A 16269-nucleotide genomic window follows, 5' to 3' on the forward strand; every position below is an offset into this window, starting at 1 on the left:
GGTTTCTCCTGTCGCGCGAGGCGACGGTTACGCGTGGACGAGCCAGAAGATGGAAACGGGACGCATCCACCAGGGCTCCTCGCGGAGGCCCGGCCCGGCGGAGGCAGACTGGATGCGGACGACGGTGGTGCCCGCCTGCAGCGAGGCGCCGCGCGCGAAGCCGTCGCACACGGCCTGGGCGGCGGTGTTGGCGGGCCCGGAGCCCTCGCCCAGGGGGAAGAAGAGGGACACCTGGAAGACGCCAGGGTGGCGCGTCTGCGCGTCCTGGCCCAGGCCGGCGGGGGCTGTGCGCGCGGGCAGGTGGTCCACCCGCGCCCAGGGCGTGCCCTCCTTCGGGACGTAGACGACGTTGGGGAAGGCGATGTTGTCCGCCCCCACCACAGGCGCCAGCACCGCCGCGGCGTGCGCCTCCAGTGCCCGGGGGATGTCCAGGAGGACGGTGCTCACTTCGCCGCCTCCTCGAGGATTTCATTCACCTGGGCCAGGGTGGTGCGCACCATCCCTTTCGGGGCCTGCTGACTCCAGCCGAACTCCAGCCGGCGGGCGTACGGCAGGTTGTTGGTGATGTAGACGGTCTCCCCCAACGCCACGCCCTCCAGCTTCGAGGCCTCGCGGGAGACGACTGCGCTGCCGTCCTTGTCCTCCGCGTCCACGGTGCCTGCGGGCCTGTCGCCCAGCCCCACCTGCCAGTTGCCCCGGAAGCGACCGGTGTCCACCGGGGAGGCCGTGACGACGTTGGCCAGGATGCCCAGCGCCGTCTTGCGCACCACCTCGTTGGCGCGCGCCTCGGTGGCCTTCACGAAGGCCTGCACCTGCTTGGAGAAGCGGGCGCCCTTGCGGATGCGCCTGTCCACCTTCGTCATGCGGACACCCGGAGGGTGAAGAGGATGGGCGTGCCGCCCAGCTGCGTCGGCGGGTCCGTCCGCAGCACGCGCCACGTGCGTCCCTCCAGGGGGCCCACGGTGTCGCCCGGCGCCGGCACCACCGGCAGGCCGCTGGCCGCGACGAGGAGCTTCCGCCGGTCCGCGCGCGTGGTGCCGCCGTCGGTGAGGCTGTCGCCCTCCTTGTCCTGACCGCTGTCCGCCTGCACCAGCACCTGGACGGGGTACGCCGCGGTGGACGCCACCACCTTCGAGGTGGCCACGTCGTACGTGCCCGGCCCGGCCCGCGTGAGGGTGGCCTGCTGGCCGAAGCGCTTCAACAGCGCCAAGGCCTTCTTCGCCAACCTGTCGGCCTGGGCGCTCATCCGCGCACCGTGGTGTGGACGCGGATGCCGCCTGCACTGCCCTGGACGAGGGGCCCCAGCAGCGCCAGCACCTGGGAGGGGATGGGCCGGTGCGTCTCCTTGGACGTCTTCAGGGGGCCCACCGTCACGCCCTCGTCCACCACGGGGCCGAGACCCGCCGTCCAGTCCTCACCCAGGAGGCGGAACGCGTACTCCGCCACCGCGGACTTCACGCGCCGGGGGACGGCGCCCTCCGCCACCGGGCACCCGTCGAGCACCACGCCCCGGCGCGGCCAGGCCAGGGCCTGCTCCGCGTCGGCGCGCGCGCCCAGCCACTCGCAGCGGGAGTCCAGGACGGACGTCGCCCACTTCAAGTTCCGCTCCTTCGCCGCCTCGTCAGCGGCGGCCCAGGCGTCGTTGTGCCCACGCGCCGCGTGGTAGGCGTCCGCCTCCACGACGTCGCAGTAGGAGTCGGCGGTGAGTCCGCCGGGGGTGGTGTCGAGGGCCATGAGGGTGTCCTCCGCGGGGACGAGGGCGCGGGCTACTTCGCCTTGGCGGCCTTGGGCGCCTTCTCCTGGGCCTCGGCGGCGGGCGCCTCGGAGGCCGGCGTGCTGCCGGACTTCGCCCCCTCCGCGCGCGCCAGCTTGGCCGCGAGTTCCTCGCGCTCGCGGCCCACCTCCGCCAGTTGGGCCTTGAGGCTCTCCAGCAGGTCGCTGCCCGTGGTCAGCTTCCCGTCGGAGGACGCCTGTCGCTCCTCCCATGCGTCCCGCGCCTTCTCGTACTCCCGCGACTCGCGCGGGTACGCCGAGTGGTACGTCGCCAGGATGTCCAGCGCGGACTGCGCGTCCGCCGGCACCCGCGCCACGCCGCCCACGAATTCGAAGCCCGCGAGGACACACGACGTCCCCGCCCTCGGGCCCACCAGTTCCACTTCCACGACACGAGCAGCCACGGAGTACTCCTAGGGAATGCGGCCAGCGCACGCCGGCCGAGAGGTTGAGAAGTGCTGCGCGGGGAACGCTTGCCCGGAAGGACGCGCGCAGCGCTCCTCCCGGGGCTATGCCCCACCGCTGCTAGTTGGTGACGCCCTTCGCCACGGCGAGCGCGAGGTCGCTGTACACGGCCAGGCCGCAGTAGAACTTCACGCGGGTGATGGACTCGTCCTTCGTCTCGGACTCGCCGATGCTCTTCACCTGGATGCCCAGGGCCTTCTTCGCGTGCAGGCCGGCGATGCCCACCCGCTGGCTTCCATCGTCCAGGCAGCCCGCGACGATGCTGGTGGACGTCGTGCTGCTGCCCTGCGTCTGGTTGGTGGGAATCCAGTCGTTCCGGAAGATGGGGACGTTTTCGTACTTCAGCACTTCCTCGCCGCTCGGCAGCGTCAGCGTCTCGATGATGCCGGCGCCAGGCTGGGCGCGCAGCAGCGCCTTCAGCGACCGGATGGTGCGCGCATGCATCATCATGAAGTCCACCTGGCCGTCCTTCGCCTTCACCCCGTCCAGCAGCTCGTCCAGCAGGTCGAAGGAGACCGGCGCGCCGTTCGCGCCCGCCGTCAGCGTCTGGCCAGCGCTGACGAGGCCCAGGAGGCCGACGAACTCGTCGTTGGCACCCGTCCCGTTGATGAGGAGGCTGGAGTACTTCCGGCCCACGGCCTTCGCCTTGCCGGCCACTTGCACGGCGAGCTGGTCCGTCGTGTCCGAGTGCGTGGCCTCGATGAAGTTGTCCACCTCGGCGTCGCCGACAATGCGCTTCAGGGGGCTCGTCACCTGGGTGAAGGTGGTGGCCGCCTTCGCGGAGATGGTGCCGCCGACGCCGAGCATCTGCACGTCGCCGAGGACGTTCTCCCGGTTGTAGACGGCCGCGGGGCCCTCGACGGGCTCGAAGGGGAGGACGCCAAAGAAGCGGTCCACCGTGACGATGTTCTCGATGATGCCGGCCACCAGGTCGTTGTTCGACAGCTTGGCGGCCTCGGAAAGGATGACGGAAGGCATGGAAAGGCTTTCTTCCTCGCGTGAGAGGGAAAAGAAGACGAGTGGGCGGACGCGCTACGGCGAGGGCTGGGGAAAGCCCGGTGGACGCGTCTGATTTGGAGGGAGAGTGACTGCGTCCGGGCATCCCGCCCGGTTTGCTTCAGGCCGCATCCCGCGCACCTGAAACGGCTACTTCAACTCGGCCAACCCCTTCGCGATGCGCTGCGTAGAGGAGAGCTTCTCACCGCCGGGCGTCCCGCCCGTTTTGCCCCCCGGCGGCGTCCCGCTGCCGGAGGAACCCGAGCTTTCGAAGGCCCGAGCGAAGTCCGGATTCTTCTTGAGCTCCGCGACGAACTCTCGCGTCGTCACGTAGCCGCCCGACTTGTTGACGCGAGGCTCACCCTTCGCGTCGACAATTCGAGCCAAGAAGTCACCTTCTTCCTCAATCACTTTCACATAACGCTCGACGTAAGGCAACAGCAGCGACGTGCTCCCCTTCGCGTCAGCGATGGCGGCCAGCGCCTCCGCGTGCGCGACGCGCTGGTGGTACGTGGTGCGCATGCGCTCGATGGTGGATTCCTTCTCGGTGAGCGTCTTGGAGTGCCCGGCCTCCAGCTCCGCGCGCTGCTTCTCCCACGCGGCCGCGCCCTCCTTCCCCTTCTGCGCCTCGGCCAGCTGCGCGCGCAACTCGCCCACCTGCTTCTCCGCGTCCTCGGGCGTCTTCCCCAGCTTCTGGTAGCCGGCCACCTGGGTCTTCAGCTCCTTCACCGCGTCGCGCTCCTTTTTCAGCGCGGTGCTGAGGCTGGTGGTGTCCATGCGCTTCACCAGGTCCGCGTCGAGGAGGTGCTTCGCGCCCTCCCCTTCCCCCTTCGCGTACAGCCCGCGGAACTTCTCCGGGACAATGTCCAGCGCGTCCAACTCCTGCTGCCACTCGAATTCCACGTGTCTGCCTTTCTCGGCCCGGCGGGCCGCTACAGCTGTGCCTTCTTGAAGGCTGCGGCCTCAGCGGCTCGCAGCTCGTCCAGGGTGAGCGTCTTGCCGCTGGCGTCGGTGAAGCTGCCGAGGCGGAGGCCTCCGTCCCGGAAGAGGCGGCCGCGCACGGGGCCCAGCACCTCGTCCTGGAAGGTGGTGGGCTGACGGCGCAGCCAGTCCTCGTAGGACAGGCCCTTGGGCGCGGAGCCGATGTTCTCCTTGGCCCAGCGCTCGCGGATGCGCTTCACCGCCGCGCCGCGCTCCTTCTCCGTCATGTCCTTCCAGGACTCACCGGCCTTCGCCTTCGCCTCGGCCCGGAAGTCGATTTCCCGGTTCCGCCTGTCGCGCGTGTCCCGGACGGTGGGCCTGTCGCCCACGAGGCGCACGCCGTCGATGACGGGGATGGTGGTGCTGCGGCAGTTGTGGGTAATAACGCCGTTGGCTGAGTAGAAACCGCTCGCGGTCTCCAGGTTGAAGACATGCCCTGTAAAAGCACGACGCTCGATGTGGACTACCTCATCCAGGAATACCGGTCCGGACGCTCCGCGGCGGATCTCGCACGCGAGAGCGGCGTCTGCGTCGGCACCATCACCAAACACATCAAGCGGGCCGGACTCGCGATTCGCGGCAACCGCCATCAACTCGATGGGGCTGGCATCGTCCTTCGCTACAGGGCTGGCGAGTCGAGCCCGGACATCGCCAGCGACCTCGGCGTTTCCTCCAAGGTCGTGCTCCGCATCCTCTGCGAGCAGGGAGAATCGCTGCGTCCGGCCGCTACCTCGCCCCGAGTAGCCATCCCGCTTGAAGAAGCCATTCCTCTCTTCCGCAGTGGCATCGGAGTCCGAGGCATTGCTGACCGGTACGGGGTCAGCCCCAGCGTCGTTGCGCGCATACTCAGGACCGCTGGCGTCCAGACTCGCGGTCGAAGTGAGCAGCAGCTGGCGCGCATGGCGCGGACCACCGCTGACGAGCGTCGAGCTCTCACGTCCGCCGCCCACGCGGCAGTCCGGGGCAGGAAGGTGCCCATGGAGGCTAAGGTGAAGATGGCCTCCACCTACCAGAGGAACGGCACCCGGCGCTCCTCCCTGCTGGAGCAGCGTCTCGCCGCGATGCTTCTGGAGCGCGGCATCGCGACCACTCCCCAGATGGCGATTGGTCCCTACAACTGCGACCTGGCTGCCGCCCCCGTCGCCGTGGAAGTCTTCGGCGGACACTGGCACTGGGCCGGAGAGCACCTCGCTCGAGTCGAGGAACGCTTCCGCTACATCCTGAATTCGGGCTGGCACATCCTGGCCGTCGCCATCCAGCCCAGCTTCCCACTCACGCCCGCCGTCGCAGACTACCTCGCAGCCGAGCTCGATGAACTCCGCCGGGACCCAACCACGCCCCGTCAATACCGGGTGGTTTGGGGTGCAGGTGAGTTCACGACCGGTGGCCGTCTTGAGGACGACCACATCTCCATCGAACCACCGTTTCGTGGCGCCCGTGATGCGGTAACGGGCCAGTACACGCGCGTCCCCCGGTAGGCAGCGCCAGTGCGCTGGCGGGCGCGGGCCCTCGCGCACCGGGTAGGTGTGGCCGTCGCGAGAGGCGCACAGCAGCGTGGTGCGGCCGTCCAGCGTGGACACCCAGCGCACCTCGCGCACCAGGTCCTCGTTGGCCCGGTACACCTCTTCGCGGGCCTGAGTGGCCACGTGGTTGAGGGCGGTGCGCGCCACGGCTTCCGCGCCGCCGCGACTGCCCTCCAGCGCGCCGTCCCCGCTGACGAGATCCCGGACAATCTGCTGCGTCGTCCGCCCCTCCACCACGCCGGCCTGGATGGTGCGCTCGATGCGCGCCAGGTCCGCCGGCTCCATGCCGGCCACCCACGTTTCGAAGACGGCGCCGTTGAAGGGCCGCGAGAAGACGGCCGCCTCCAGCACCTCCGCCGTGGGCGCGGCGATGGAGACGTCCACGATGAGCGTCTCCTCCAGCAGGGCCGCCTGCCACCGCGCCTCGTACGCCGCGAAGGAGGCGGCCTCCTCCTGCAGCGTGCTGGAGATGGCGGCGTAGGCGCCGGCCCGGAGGGTGCGCACCTCGGACAGCAGCCCGGCGATGCGCTCCGTCGTCTCGCGGCCGGCGTCGTACCCGCCCGCGTCCTCGATGGCCTGGAGACGCGCGGCGAGCTGCTCCGTGAGGCGTGCTTCCGTGTCGTTGAGGAGGGCCACCACACGCCGGGCGACACCGGCCTTGTAGCGCTCCAGCTGGACGGCGTGCGCGACGGAGCGCTCCAGCAGCTCCTCGTTGGCAGTGGGGAGGGCGGTGCTCACTCGGCACCGCCCGGGCTCGCACCGGAGCCCAAATCGATGAACGCCCGGCGGGCTGTCCAGTCGTGCAGCGCGTCTCCCCATGCCTCGGGGAGCACCTCCATGAGAGGGTGGGCAACGACGTTGTGCACGAAGCGCCAGAGGCGGGCACACAGGGCGGACGTCATGCCACCCTCCCGCTGGCGGGCAGCTGCTGCTGTCCCGGCGGCACCTGGCCACCCGCTGCCGGCGCCGTGCGCAGACTGCCCAGCGCGGGCCCCTCACTCGCCAGGCGCTCCCCGTCCGCCTCCACGTCGAAGTCGGCCATGAGGACGCCGCGGCGCTTGAGCTCCGCGAGGAAGGCCTCGCGGGAAATCTCCCGGGCCGCGCGCGCCTTGAAGAGGACGTCCAGTCCCTGCGCGTCGGCCTCGGAGATGCCGAAGTCGGTGTGCACCTCCACCTTCAGCTTCGCGTCCTCCACCTCCAGGCCCAGCCACCGGGCCGCGAAGTAGAAGGCCAGCTCCAGCGCGTCGCTGAAGGACTCCGCCATGGCCTGCAGCTCGGAATGGGCCTGGGCGGTGTTGATGGACTTCTCGGTGGCCGTGGTGGAGCCCGACTTCCGGACGAGGAGCTCCACGCCCAGCATGGCCATCTCGTCCTTCAGGTCCTCCAGGTCCTGCCGCCCAGCCGTGATGGCGGCGCCGGTGTGCTCCACGTAGTAGAACTTCCCCTGCGGACTGCTGGTGGTGAGGAGCGCGTGGGGCCCCACCGTCACCTTCCCAGAGCCTCGCCCCTCCCCTTCCCCGCGGTCCTGCTCCAGCCCCGAGGCCGCCAACATGGGGAAGCGCGCCACGGTGAGGACGTTTCGCTGGTCACTGGCGGACTGCCAGTGCTCCACGTTCTTGTCCGCCAGGTCCATCAGCGGCGGCTTCGCGGCGCACAGTGCGGTGCGCTCCCCGGCGTACCAGGTGACGAGGGGGATGAAGCCCAGCGTGCTGCGGCCGCCCGCCACCACGGCCCACTCGCTGGTGCCGCTACGCTCGTAGATGGCCCAGGAGTCGCGCTCGAGGACGCGCACCCGCTCCACCAGCACCTCTTCGAAGCCGTTCCGGCGCGTCTCGCTCTCGCGGATGCGCACGTGGGTGAGCACCTCCACCCCGTCCACCGTCTCCGCGTACGCGGCGATGAGGGACTCGGCCGTGACGTGGACGAAGTACGGGCGGAGGCCAGCGCGCTGCTCATCCTCCAGCGTTCGCACCGTCTCCGGATCCACCACCGGGAAGTCCACGAGGATGTGGGCGAGGCCCTTGGCCAGGCCGTCCCGGAAGACGCCCCGGGCCCAGGCGGTGATGTCGCTCCCCTGCCTGTCCACGTCGTCCACCAGGGCACGCAGCGGCTCGGGCGCGGACTCGCCCAGGCGCACCGGCTTGGCGAAGGGCTTCGCCGCGAGGTTGCGCGCCGTCTTGCCGAAGACGTTGAGGAGGACGGCGCGCTGGAGGCGCTCCCTGTACGCCGCCTCCTCCTCCGCGTGGTACTGCGGCAGGTAGGTGCGCCCGGCGGCGCGCATGGTGCCGGTGCCGCCAAGGAGGGCCAGCACGAGGGCCCAGGCTGGCTGCATGGCTCGGTAGGCGCTGCTGGGAGTGCTGACGTCGGCGGCGCCGCTCATCCGGACACCACGAGGAAGGGGCCCCGCACGCCGTTGTTGAAGCGCTCCGCCGCGCGCAGGGCCGTGCGCACGCGATCCACCGGCTTCATGCCCTTGGTGGCGAAGAGGGCCCCGCGAGCGACGTCCGCGCCGCAGCCGACGGCTGCGAAGGAGTCCCGCGACTCGCCTACCTGGTAGTCGTTCTCCACCGTGAAGAGGCGGCCGGCGACGCCCACCAGGAAGTGGCCGCCGCGCTCCTGCCCGTTCTCCTGGTGCGCGAAGCCCGCGTCCTTCAACGCCGCGCGCAAGGCATCGACGAAGTCCACCACCATGAATCGCTCCAGGGCGCTCCTCCGACGAGGCGGGGCCGGCGGCCGGAAGGCGTGGCGCAGCACCTGTCCCATCCGGAAGGAGGTGGTGAAGCCGAGGACGTAGGGCCCGTTGCGAAAGACCTTCGGGTCCTTCCGCACCACCAACTGCCAGCTATTCGAGCCGGCGCTGTCCCCACCGACGTACACGCGCCCCTGGTGCACCACTCCGGCAATGCACGTCACGACACCACCTCCATGCGGCGGATTGCCGCCTCGCCGCGCACCGCGGTGAAGACACTCGCCACCACCTGGCCCTGCATGGCGGATGGGCCGGACAGCAGCAGGTGCAGCACCTCCGGCCTGTCCGCGCTGAGGCACTCGCGGACGGAGGCCTCGTCGGTGCGCGACAGCCTGGCGGGCCCGCCCGGGTGGGTGTGCCAGTCGCCCAGGTAGCGCAGGCGCGAGTACACCCGGCCCAGGAGGCGGTTGTCCCGGAGGCGGTCCGCCTCGAAGCCCACCCGGCCGCGCACGGCGCGCCTCCCGGGGCCGGTGATGGCGAGCACGTGGGCCTCGCCGTCCACCACGGCACCCAGCAGCAAGCCGCCCGTCTCCAGCGGAGCGCGCACCCGCGCCAGGCGCAGGGCCTTCGCCAGGACGCCGGGCGCCAAGCGTACGCGGTAGCCATCAGAAACGTAGAGGGCCGGCGCGGGCTCAATCGGCAGCGGGCAGGCCATCACCGGTAGCTCCCCACCTGGAAGGTGGCCGTGCCCTCGCCGAGCATCAGCTCCGTCAGCGCCCACACCACCGCGTCCATGCGGTTGGGGCTCCAGTCCGACTCGCCCGGCACCCACGTCGTCTGCTCGTCCTCCAGGGCGGGAAGGCGCACCACGTGGTGAGCCATCCCGCGCTCGTAAAGGGCGGCCACCGGCGCCGCGCGCTTTGCCTTGCCGCGCGTGGCCGTCACCACCTTCACGGTGACGTGCTTCTTCATCTCGCGCGCCTTGGTGCGGACGTTCGTCTCCACCATGTCGCCGCCGTAGTTCTTCTCGCCCACGACGGCGTCCGCGCGCTCCTTCTCGTAGAGGGCCAGCGCCTTCGCCGCCCAACCCTCCGCGGAGTACTTCCCCGAAGCATCCAGCCACACGTAGGCGTGGCCGTTGCTGGCCTTGCCGGCGCAGACGATGCCCACCTCGTCGTTGTCAGGGCCGTCGCCGCCGGCCGGATCCACCGCCACCACCACGCGCACCATGGGCAACGGCTTGCCCTCGGCGTCTTTCGGGAGTTCGGCGCGGCTGTTGTCCAGCAGCTCCTGCGTCCACAGCGCACCCACCGCCGCGGCCTTGAAGGCCTCCTCCACCGTCGCCGGGTACTCGCGGCGGAAGTCGTGGATGCCCTTCTCGTAGACGGAAATCTTCGCCCGGCGCCAGGCGAGCTGCGCGTCGTCCAGTTCGTAGCCGTGCGCCTCGCGGCAGAGGGCTGCGTACCGCTCCTCCTCGCTGGTGCGCTCGAAGCCCGGCTGCACCTCGCGCCGGTACTCCTCCTGCCAGAACCACGGCACGAAGATGAGCTCGAAATCGTTCTCCCCCAGCAGCGCCGCCATGCACAGGTGGTGGAAGAGGCCCTGGGGCCCATCGCTGGTGCTCTCCAGGATGACTTCGGTGCCGGGCGCCGTCGGCACGCCCTCCATGACGCCGCGCATGTGCGTCGCGGCGTTGGGCCAGAAGGCCACTTCGCTTCCGTGGAAGTACTGAATGGTGGAGGAGCGGCCCGTCCCCTTCGCGCCCGCGGTGCCCACCTTGTAGCCGGAGGACAACCTGTCGAAGAGGAGCTCCTTCGCGTTGGAGGCGCTCGTCGAGGGCTTCACCAGGGCCGGGACGTGGTCGTGGTACCGCTTCGCCATGTCGAAGAGGTTCACCGTCGCCGCGTCCTCGTGCGTGAGGATGTAGGCGCGCACGCCCTTCAGGTGGCTCACCCGCCAATAGAAGCGGGCCTCCACGTACGTGCTGCAGCCCTGCTGCCGCCCCTTCAGGACAATGGCGCGCACGAAGCCCCGGCGCTTCAGCTGCGCCTCCAGCCGCTCGTGGATGTACAGCTGTGCGCGGTTGAGCTTCAGCGCCGGCAGCTCGCCGCCCGTCACCTCCTTCGGGCGGATGCGCAGGCACCGCGAGGCGTAGTGCGGGAAGTCGTCCTTCAGCCGCTGGCGGATCCGCTTCTCGCGCGGGGAGAGAGGCTTGCGGCGCGCCCCTTGGTGGGGCGGCTCGGCCGCACGGCGGCGGGCGCGGGCGCTCATTCCAGCTCCCCCAGCGCGTCCTCGTGGCTGAACTGGACGGTGGTTTCCAGCTTGTCGACGAAGAGGCGCAGGTGCTTGCCCAGCAGCTCCAGCGACTTCGGCTTGTCCCACAGCTTCACCTTGGCCACGGTGCCGATGGCCTCTCCGTCCACGGTGAGCTGCTCCACCTCGATGGAGGAGATGGCCCGGCGCAGGTGGGCCGGCATCTCCTTCAGCGGCAGCAGCGCCCCGGTGGCACTGAAGGCGTCGCCGATGTCCGTCCGGGCGATGAGAAGCAGTTCGCGCAGGACGTCGTCTGCCTTCACCTCGACGCGCTCGGCACGGGCCTTCTGGGCCGCCGCCACGGCCTCCAACACCTTGACATTCCTCAACATGCGGCTGCCCTGCGACTCGGCGGTGTGCTCCGAGTAGCCGGCGGCCCGAGCGGCTCGGGTGGCGTTGAGGTCGAGGAGGTACTCCTGGACGAAACGTCCCTGCTTCGCCGTCAGCGCCTGGGCGCGCGACTCACCCGCCGGCTTCTTCCGGCTCCGGCGAGTGCTGGGCTTGCGAGGAGGCGTGCTTCCCACGCCGCCGAGTCTCGGGTGTCGCGTGGACAACGTCCGGCGCGGGCGCGGGAGGCCGGCCCTTCTTCATAGGCACCGAGGACTCTTCCCCGGCCACACCACGGAGACTTCATGCCGCCGCGCTACTGCCCCGCCTGCCGTACCCACCGCCCCGCCGACGTGCGCCACTGGTGCTCTGGCCTGGAGGAACTGCGCCAGCGCGCCGAGCGGCTCAGGATCTGCCCGCACACCTACGCGTCACGCATCCCGGGGAAGAACGACTGGTACTGCTCGGACTGCGATTACCTCGGCCCGCGCCCCAAGGAGACCAGTCCGCTCGGCTGACGCCCTTCAGTCCTGGCGCTCGGGCTCTTCATCCCAGAGTACCAACTGCCCCCCTGGCGCCCGCCGCTTCCGCAGGGCGCAGGGGGCCGTCTCTACCTCGGCTGCCGGGGGCGGAGCTTTCTGCGCGTAGGCCTGAGCCGCCTTCCGGAGCCGGTCCTGGGCGCGGGAGAACTCCTCCTCATCCCCGTCGTTCGCCTCCGCGTAGGCCAGGGCCGCAGCCGTCAGCCGCTCCCAGGGCGTGGCGTAGGGCTCGCGCAGGGGTTCCGACATGGACTGCCCGCGCCGCTGCCGCATGAGGTGCCCGTGGCAGCGCCGGTGCCTGGGCGCTCGGGGCCGGGGGCATTCGCCTTCGGAGCACTGGTCTGGAGAGCGGCAGGAGGACATGGCTGCCCCTACTGTGCCGCACGCCTCGGCGACGTGCACGCAAGGCTCACGTCCTCCAATCAGATCAGGTCCGCAGGCACAGCTTGACCTGTGGGTGCAGGCGTTCCCACGAACTGCGCCGTTCGCGGCCGGGGCTGCGTCTGCGCGACACGGAGGAACACAGAAACTGTAGGTTCATGCAGACGTGGACCAGTACACCGCCTTCAGTTCTTCGGTCGTGACCAAAAGCGCAGACGTATTGTTCCACTCACCCGAGAGCTTAACGGCTTCGATGAAGGCGCCGCGTACTTCATGAACAGCAGGAGCCGGAACGCTTAGGCCAGAGCAGTACTCGCCCGTAAACTCTCGCCATTGGACCAAGGTGAGAGGGGCCAGCGCGAGCTCGCGGAAGTACTTTTCCGCATGGGTTCGGTCCATCCCGAGCAAATCCAGCCGCGACGAATGGAACACGAAGTCTTCCAGCGAGCGAAAGGCTTCCAGTGCCGCACGGTGGACGTGCAACATCTGCTCCGATGACCCGGACCTGAAGTCCAAGTTCCCAAACTCCTCGATAGAGATGCGGCTCGCCGCATCCTCATCCACTGAGACGACATCTCCGGTGAGGGAGTCCATCAACCTGAGCAATCCCGTTCGCGAAACCACGTCTCCTCCATGCCCTCCCACTGTGTCCTAACACGCCCTGTGCACGAACTTCGCGTGTGCTCGTCGGCGACGTACATCAGCGGCGGCCGTCCATCGCCGGGGCCCGATCCCGGAGGCAGGAGACCGCGACGCCATTCCGGTCTTGAACCACCCAGCATGTGACGCCGCGCTCGTCGTCGTACCAGACGTGGACTTCGGAGTTGCCGGACGGGCGTCCATCCGCTCCCCGTAAGACAGAGCACGACAGCGCCAGGCGGGGCTTCATGCACCCTCCGGTAGCTCGGGGTTCAGGGTCACCAACCACGCGCTGGAGGACGGCGGTGGGACCAGGAACTCGATGCCGTTGCCGTGGAGAACGGCACGCCGCCCGCCCAGGCTCGACACGTCTATCTCCTGCCCCGAGGGCTTCAGGATGATGGTGCTCCACTCACCGCCGCGGTGACGCACGCCCACGAAGTGGGGGGAAGTCCACGGTCTCCCAGGGTCTGACCGGGGCCACGTCATTACGCTCCGGCACCAGGTCCTGCCTGGCACGACGCCGCGCCCATCATGCCTGAGCGCGATCCAGGAGCACCTCCAGCGCCTTCATCGCCAACCCTCACGCAGCATCAGCCGCCGCACGTCAGGGTGGATGCCGGCGCCGGTTTGCATGGGCCGGGCCCAGTTCGGGCGCTGGCGGCAGCAAGAACAGGGGCATGATGTGGCGCTCATCGAGTCCCCTGCGCCACAAGTAGCGCGACGGGCCCACAAGCAGGCCACAGTCTCATCACTGCGTACGGGTACCACGACCGCCAGCACGTGCTTCGCTGGCGGTCCATGTCAATGTGTCGCATGAGCGTAGGCGGGGCATGTCTTGCCACCCCGCCTCTTCAGTCGCCGTCAGGGCTTGTTCATGTAGAGCTTGTAGGCGCCGAACAGGAGGTTGAACAGCACCGCTGCCGCACCAAGCCCCCAATAGAGCAACGCCTTCAAGTTCGGGTCGTCCATGGACACACCTCTCCCATTCTGCCGGAAGAGCGCTTCGACACGACGAATGTGAGTCGTGGAGTGCCGTAGCGTCTCAGCCAACGATTTCTGGTTGATTGACTTCGAATTCACTGCATTCCGTCGCTTGCCTCGCCTTGTCATGCTCTCCTCTGCATGCTCCAACTTGATTTCCTTCCACGGACGCGCGACTGTTGCCCCGTGAGTCGTGGAGTGCCGTAGCGCCTCCGCGAGAACGGGCGTCCACCCTGGCCGGTGGGCGCCCTTTCTTTTTGGCTGGCTGCAGCCTCCGCGACCGAACCCAAGCTACCGTAGTTTTCTGAGTCGTCAACCCATGCCGGGTTACAACCAAAAGCAGGCCTGAAACCACGCGCACAAGCCTGCCGCAGCATCTCCGCAAAACATTGAAATCATTCGCACTGGCCTTGCCCATGGCGAAGTCGGCTCCGCATCATGTGCAGCGTGTTCATCCGGATGCCCGTCTCGGCATGGACAGCACCGGGTTCCGGGCCCCGGAGTAGCAGCGCGCGAGCGAGTGCGGCGAGACACCGGGCTTCACGTGCGTCCCCGCTACCCGGCCTGCGCAGCGGCACGCCCTGCTCAGCCTTCCGGCGCCGCCGGGACGCGGGGGTATTCAGCGGCAGCAGGAGCTATTCGGACATGTCGCAGGCCACGGCTACCGCCCCTCATTCTTCGCGTCCTGCTGCGGCTCCGGCATCAGCAAGTCCTTGTAGACGTGCCCGTCGCGGATGGCCTTGATGGTCTCCCAGTGGCAGCTGTAGCGCCGCGCCAGGTGCGCCACGCTGTACCCGGCGGCGAGCGCGGCGCGGATGCGACCCACCTCCTCGCGCAGGTCCCCACTGCGGCATGTCATGGCTTCTTCCCCGGGTAGACGGCCGGCGTGGCGAGGGCCGCGAGCCCGCGCAGCGGCCGGGACGGGGCCTTCTTCGGGCCCTTTGCCTTCCGCTCCCTGGACGCGCGAGGAGTGGCGGCCTCGGGCGGCACCGGCGGCGGGGGCGGAGCCAGCGCGTCCTGGGCGCGGACAGCCGCGGCGAGGGCGTCATCCCCCCAGGAGAGCTCCACCAGCACCGAGGGCTCGCCCTGGGCCTGGGCGTACACCCACCGCACCAGGGGCGAGGCGTCGTCCAGGCGCAGCTGCCGCGCCACCTCGTCGCGGATGCTCTTCATGGCGATGGGGAGGTTGTCCCCACTGTCGAGCGTCCTCGAGGACACGCGGGTGAGGCGCACCACCAGCAGCGCGGGGCCGATCCAGCCCGGCCACAGCAGGTGGGTGGCGTCGCGCTGCCCCTTCGCGCGGCGGTGGCGCTGCATGTGGTGCTCGCGCCGGTTGGAGGTGTTGACGGTCTCCACCGGCACCTCGAAGCGAATGCAGTTGCTCATGGACGGACCTCCGCGGACGGCAAGCACGCGCTCGGCGCGTTCGCCTCCCGGCGCCAGTCTCCTCGGGCGCACACCACCTGCCGAACACGAGCGCGCAGCGCCGGCAGGTGATTCAGCGTCAGCCCACTGCTTCCGCTGGCCAGGAGAATCACCGCATCACCTCCAGGGTGACTCGAATACGCCACAGCCCTGACGCGCCCCGCTTCTGGGCCAGGATGGGCGCGAGCACGAACTCCTTCCACTCCTCCGACGACACCCAGCCCCCGGCGTCTCCCGCGTTGACGTCGTAGACGACGAGGTCCGGGCCGGTGCGCTGCAGGCCAATCCAGTGCGCGTGCCGATACTGGGCACGCTCCGGAGCGGTGTCCCAGGTGCCGCGGAACTGGACGAACGCCAGGCCCAGCAGGTCGCCCGCCGGGAAGCCCTGGCGAAGCTGGAAGCGCCGGCCCTTCGCCGTCAACGCAGCCTGCATCACCGTGGGCGTCGTCCACGGCTTCGGGAAGTGCGGACGAAGCCCCATGACGGGGACGCCGAGCACTGCCGCGAGCGCGCCCGGGCCACAGTTGGCGCCCCACGTGGCGTGCGCGGCGAGGAGATCCGGTGGCGTGTAGAGCGACGAGCAGCTCACGGGCTCACCTCCAGGGCGGCAGGGAGTGCTCCACATGCCCGGGACGCCACCCAGCCCGAGACGCTGTCCGTCGTGAGGCGCGGCACGTCGACCTCCAGCCGCGACGCGCAGGCCCGGCACAGCGGGTGCCCCCACACCACCAGGGAGGACGCCACCCCGCAGCCGGTGGTGCAGGGGGCGCTCGGCTCCTCACCGCGGCCGACGCTCAGCTGCGCGCGGCGACGGGCGTCCGCAGGGGACAGCTGCGCCGCGCCCACCTCGGCCCCGCCCTGCCCCGGGACGTGCCGGCGCCACACCTCGGGGCCGATGAAGGCCCGGGCGGCACACACCGGTTGGCGAGCCTGCCCCCAGGTGTCCTCCAGCCACGCCAGCCAGGCCGCGCGCAGGCGCCCCTCGTCGCCTCCGACGGCGGCCAGCGCGTCCGCGTACCAGGTGGCCCAGCCCGGCGGGGGCGCCTCGGGGATGGCCCCCGGGAAGCGGCGGCAGCGCTCCTCCTGCGTCCACACGAAGAACGCCTTCTCCGGGCTCGGCGCGTCGTCCTCCATCCACTTCGGCCGCGACTTGCGGACGACGGGGGCCACCGGGACAGGGACTGCCGGGGACGTGTTGTCCCCGCCGGCGGGGGACAGGGGGACAGGGGACATG

21 protein-coding genes and 1 pseudogene are annotated in these 16269 nt (G+C 69.9%); 1 reads left to right on the forward strand and 21 read right to left on the reverse strand.

The annotated features are described in order from the left end of the window. Nucleotides 1-27: 27 nt before the first annotated feature. From D7Y15_RS23340 to D7Y15_RS23400, 14 genes are all read right to left on the reverse strand, one after another. Nucleotides 28-447, reverse strand: coding sequence for a phage tail terminator-like protein (locus D7Y15_RS23340; protein ID WP_121753979.1), 420 nt, complete (start codon nt 445-447; stop codon nt 28-30). Next, nucleotides 444-863, reverse strand: coding sequence for an HK97 gp10 family phage protein (locus D7Y15_RS23345; protein ID WP_121753980.1), 420 nt, complete (start codon nt 861-863; stop codon nt 444-446). The genes D7Y15_RS23340 and D7Y15_RS23345 overlap by 4 nt, the downstream gene beginning before the upstream one ends. After that, complete coding sequence (locus tag D7Y15_RS23350) at nt 860-1246, reverse strand: hypothetical protein (protein WP_148712849.1); 387 nt, start codon at nt 1244-1246, stop codon at nt 860-862. Before D7Y15_RS23350 ends, D7Y15_RS23345 begins: the two co-directional genes overlap by 4 nt. After that, nucleotides 1243-1734, reverse strand: a complete 492-nt coding sequence (locus D7Y15_RS23355) for a DnaT-like ssDNA-binding protein (protein WP_121753982.1) — start codon at nt 1732-1734, stop codon at nt 1243-1245. Before D7Y15_RS23355 ends, D7Y15_RS23350 begins: the two co-directional genes overlap by 4 nt. 32 nt (nt 1735-1766) lie before the next feature. Then, nucleotides 1767-2177 (reverse strand): hypothetical protein, encoded by a 411-nt coding sequence (locus tag D7Y15_RS23360; protein ID WP_148712850.1) that lies wholly within the window; start codon nt 2175-2177, stop codon nt 1767-1769. 121 nt (nt 2178-2298) lie between these two features. After that, entirely contained in the window at nt 2299-3216 is a 918-nt protein-coding gene (locus D7Y15_RS23365) for a major capsid protein (protein ID WP_121753984.1), read from the reverse strand. A gap of 168 nt (nt 3217-3384) precedes the next feature. Next, the gene (locus D7Y15_RS23370; RefSeq protein WP_121753985.1) at nt 3385-4137 is read right to left on the reverse strand and encodes a hypothetical protein; all 753 of its coding nucleotides are present in this window, start codon (nt 4135-4137) and stop codon (nt 3385-3387) included. Between the two features lie 29 nt (nt 4138-4166). After that, nucleotides 4167-6476, reverse strand: coding sequence for a phage minor head protein (locus D7Y15_RS23375; RefSeq protein ID WP_158629096.1), 2310 nt, complete (start codon nt 6474-6476; stop codon nt 4167-4169). Further along, the gene (locus D7Y15_RS44765; RefSeq protein ID WP_158629097.1) at nt 6473-6640 is read right to left on the reverse strand and encodes a hypothetical protein; all 168 of its coding nucleotides are present in this window, start codon (nt 6638-6640) and stop codon (nt 6473-6475) included. Before D7Y15_RS44765 ends, D7Y15_RS23375 begins: the two co-directional genes overlap by 4 nt. Beyond that, nucleotides 6637-8118 (reverse strand): DUF4055 domain-containing protein, encoded by a 1482-nt coding sequence (locus tag D7Y15_RS23380; RefSeq protein ID WP_121753987.1) that lies wholly within the window; start codon nt 8116-8118, stop codon nt 6637-6639. Before D7Y15_RS23380 ends, D7Y15_RS44765 begins: the two co-directional genes overlap by 4 nt. Further along, the gene (locus D7Y15_RS23385) at nt 8115-8651 is read right to left on the reverse strand and encodes a hypothetical protein (RefSeq protein WP_121753988.1); all 537 of its coding nucleotides are present in this window, start codon (nt 8649-8651) and stop codon (nt 8115-8117) included. Before D7Y15_RS23385 ends, D7Y15_RS23380 begins: the two co-directional genes overlap by 4 nt. Next, the gene (locus D7Y15_RS23390; RefSeq protein WP_121753989.1) at nt 8648-9142 is read right to left on the reverse strand and encodes a Mov34/MPN/PAD-1 family protein; all 495 of its coding nucleotides are present in this window, start codon (nt 9140-9142) and stop codon (nt 8648-8650) included. The genes D7Y15_RS23385 and D7Y15_RS23390 overlap by 4 nt, the downstream gene beginning before the upstream one ends. After that, nucleotides 9142-10698, reverse strand: coding sequence for a hypothetical protein (locus D7Y15_RS23395; RefSeq protein ID WP_121753990.1), 1557 nt, complete (start codon nt 10696-10698; stop codon nt 9142-9144). The genes D7Y15_RS23390 and D7Y15_RS23395 overlap by 1 nt, the downstream gene beginning before the upstream one ends. After that, nucleotides 10695-11264 carry a terminase small subunit gene (locus D7Y15_RS23400; RefSeq protein ID WP_199745977.1) on the reverse strand — a complete coding sequence of 190 codons (570 nt, stop codon included), beginning with the start codon at nt 11262-11264 and terminating at the stop codon, nt 10695-10697. The genes D7Y15_RS23395 and D7Y15_RS23400 overlap by 4 nt, the downstream gene beginning before the upstream one ends. Before the next feature lie 108 nt (nt 11265-11372). On the opposite strand from D7Y15_RS23400, the gene D7Y15_RS23405 reads away from it, so the two are divergent. Then, on the forward strand, nt 11373-11585 hold the full coding sequence (locus D7Y15_RS23405) for a hypothetical protein (protein ID WP_121753991.1): 213 nt from the start codon (nt 11373-11375) through the stop codon (nt 11583-11585). 6 nt (nt 11586-11591) lie between these two features. Here the strand turns inward: D7Y15_RS23405 and D7Y15_RS23410 are convergent, their stop codons facing one another. The 7 genes and pseudogenes from D7Y15_RS23410 to D7Y15_RS44770 form a co-directional block, all read right to left on the reverse strand. Continuing rightward, complete coding sequence (locus tag D7Y15_RS23410; protein ID WP_148712851.1) at nt 11592-11855, reverse strand: hypothetical protein; 264 nt, start codon at nt 11853-11855, stop codon at nt 11592-11594. Between the two features lie 288 nt (nt 11856-12143). Further along, nucleotides 12144-12581 (reverse strand): hypothetical protein, encoded by a 438-nt coding sequence (locus tag D7Y15_RS23415; RefSeq protein ID WP_148712852.1) that lies wholly within the window; start codon nt 12579-12581, stop codon nt 12144-12146. A 291-nt stretch (nt 12582-12872) separates the two neighbouring features. Continuing rightward, nucleotides 12873-13064: a hypothetical protein gene (locus tag D7Y15_RS23420; RefSeq protein WP_121753994.1), complete on the reverse strand. Its 192-nt coding sequence runs from the start codon at nt 13062-13064 to the stop codon at nt 12873-12875. Nucleotides 13065-14271: 1207 nt separating this feature from the next. Then, on the reverse strand, nt 14272-14469 hold the full coding sequence (locus tag D7Y15_RS23425; RefSeq protein ID WP_121753995.1) for a hypothetical protein: 198 nt from the start codon (nt 14467-14469) through the stop codon (nt 14272-14274). After that, entirely contained in the window at nt 14466-14996 is a 531-nt protein-coding gene (locus D7Y15_RS23430; protein ID WP_121753996.1) for a hypothetical protein, read from the reverse strand. The genes D7Y15_RS23425 and D7Y15_RS23430 overlap by 4 nt, the downstream gene beginning before the upstream one ends. A 148-nt stretch (nt 14997-15144) precedes the next feature. Further along, complete coding sequence (locus D7Y15_RS23435; protein WP_121753997.1) at nt 15145-15624, reverse strand: hypothetical protein; 480 nt, start codon at nt 15622-15624, stop codon at nt 15145-15147. Then, nucleotides 15621-16269, reverse strand: a pseudogene (locus D7Y15_RS44770) (hypothetical protein); the annotation flags it as partial. The pseudogene D7Y15_RS44770 and the gene D7Y15_RS23435, both read right to left, overlap by 4 nt.

The sequence above is a fragment of the Corallococcus sp. AB030 genome (assembly GCF_003668965.1).
GTDB classification, from domain to species: domain Bacteria; phylum Myxococcota; class Myxococcia; order Myxococcales; family Myxococcaceae; genus Corallococcus; species Corallococcus exiguus.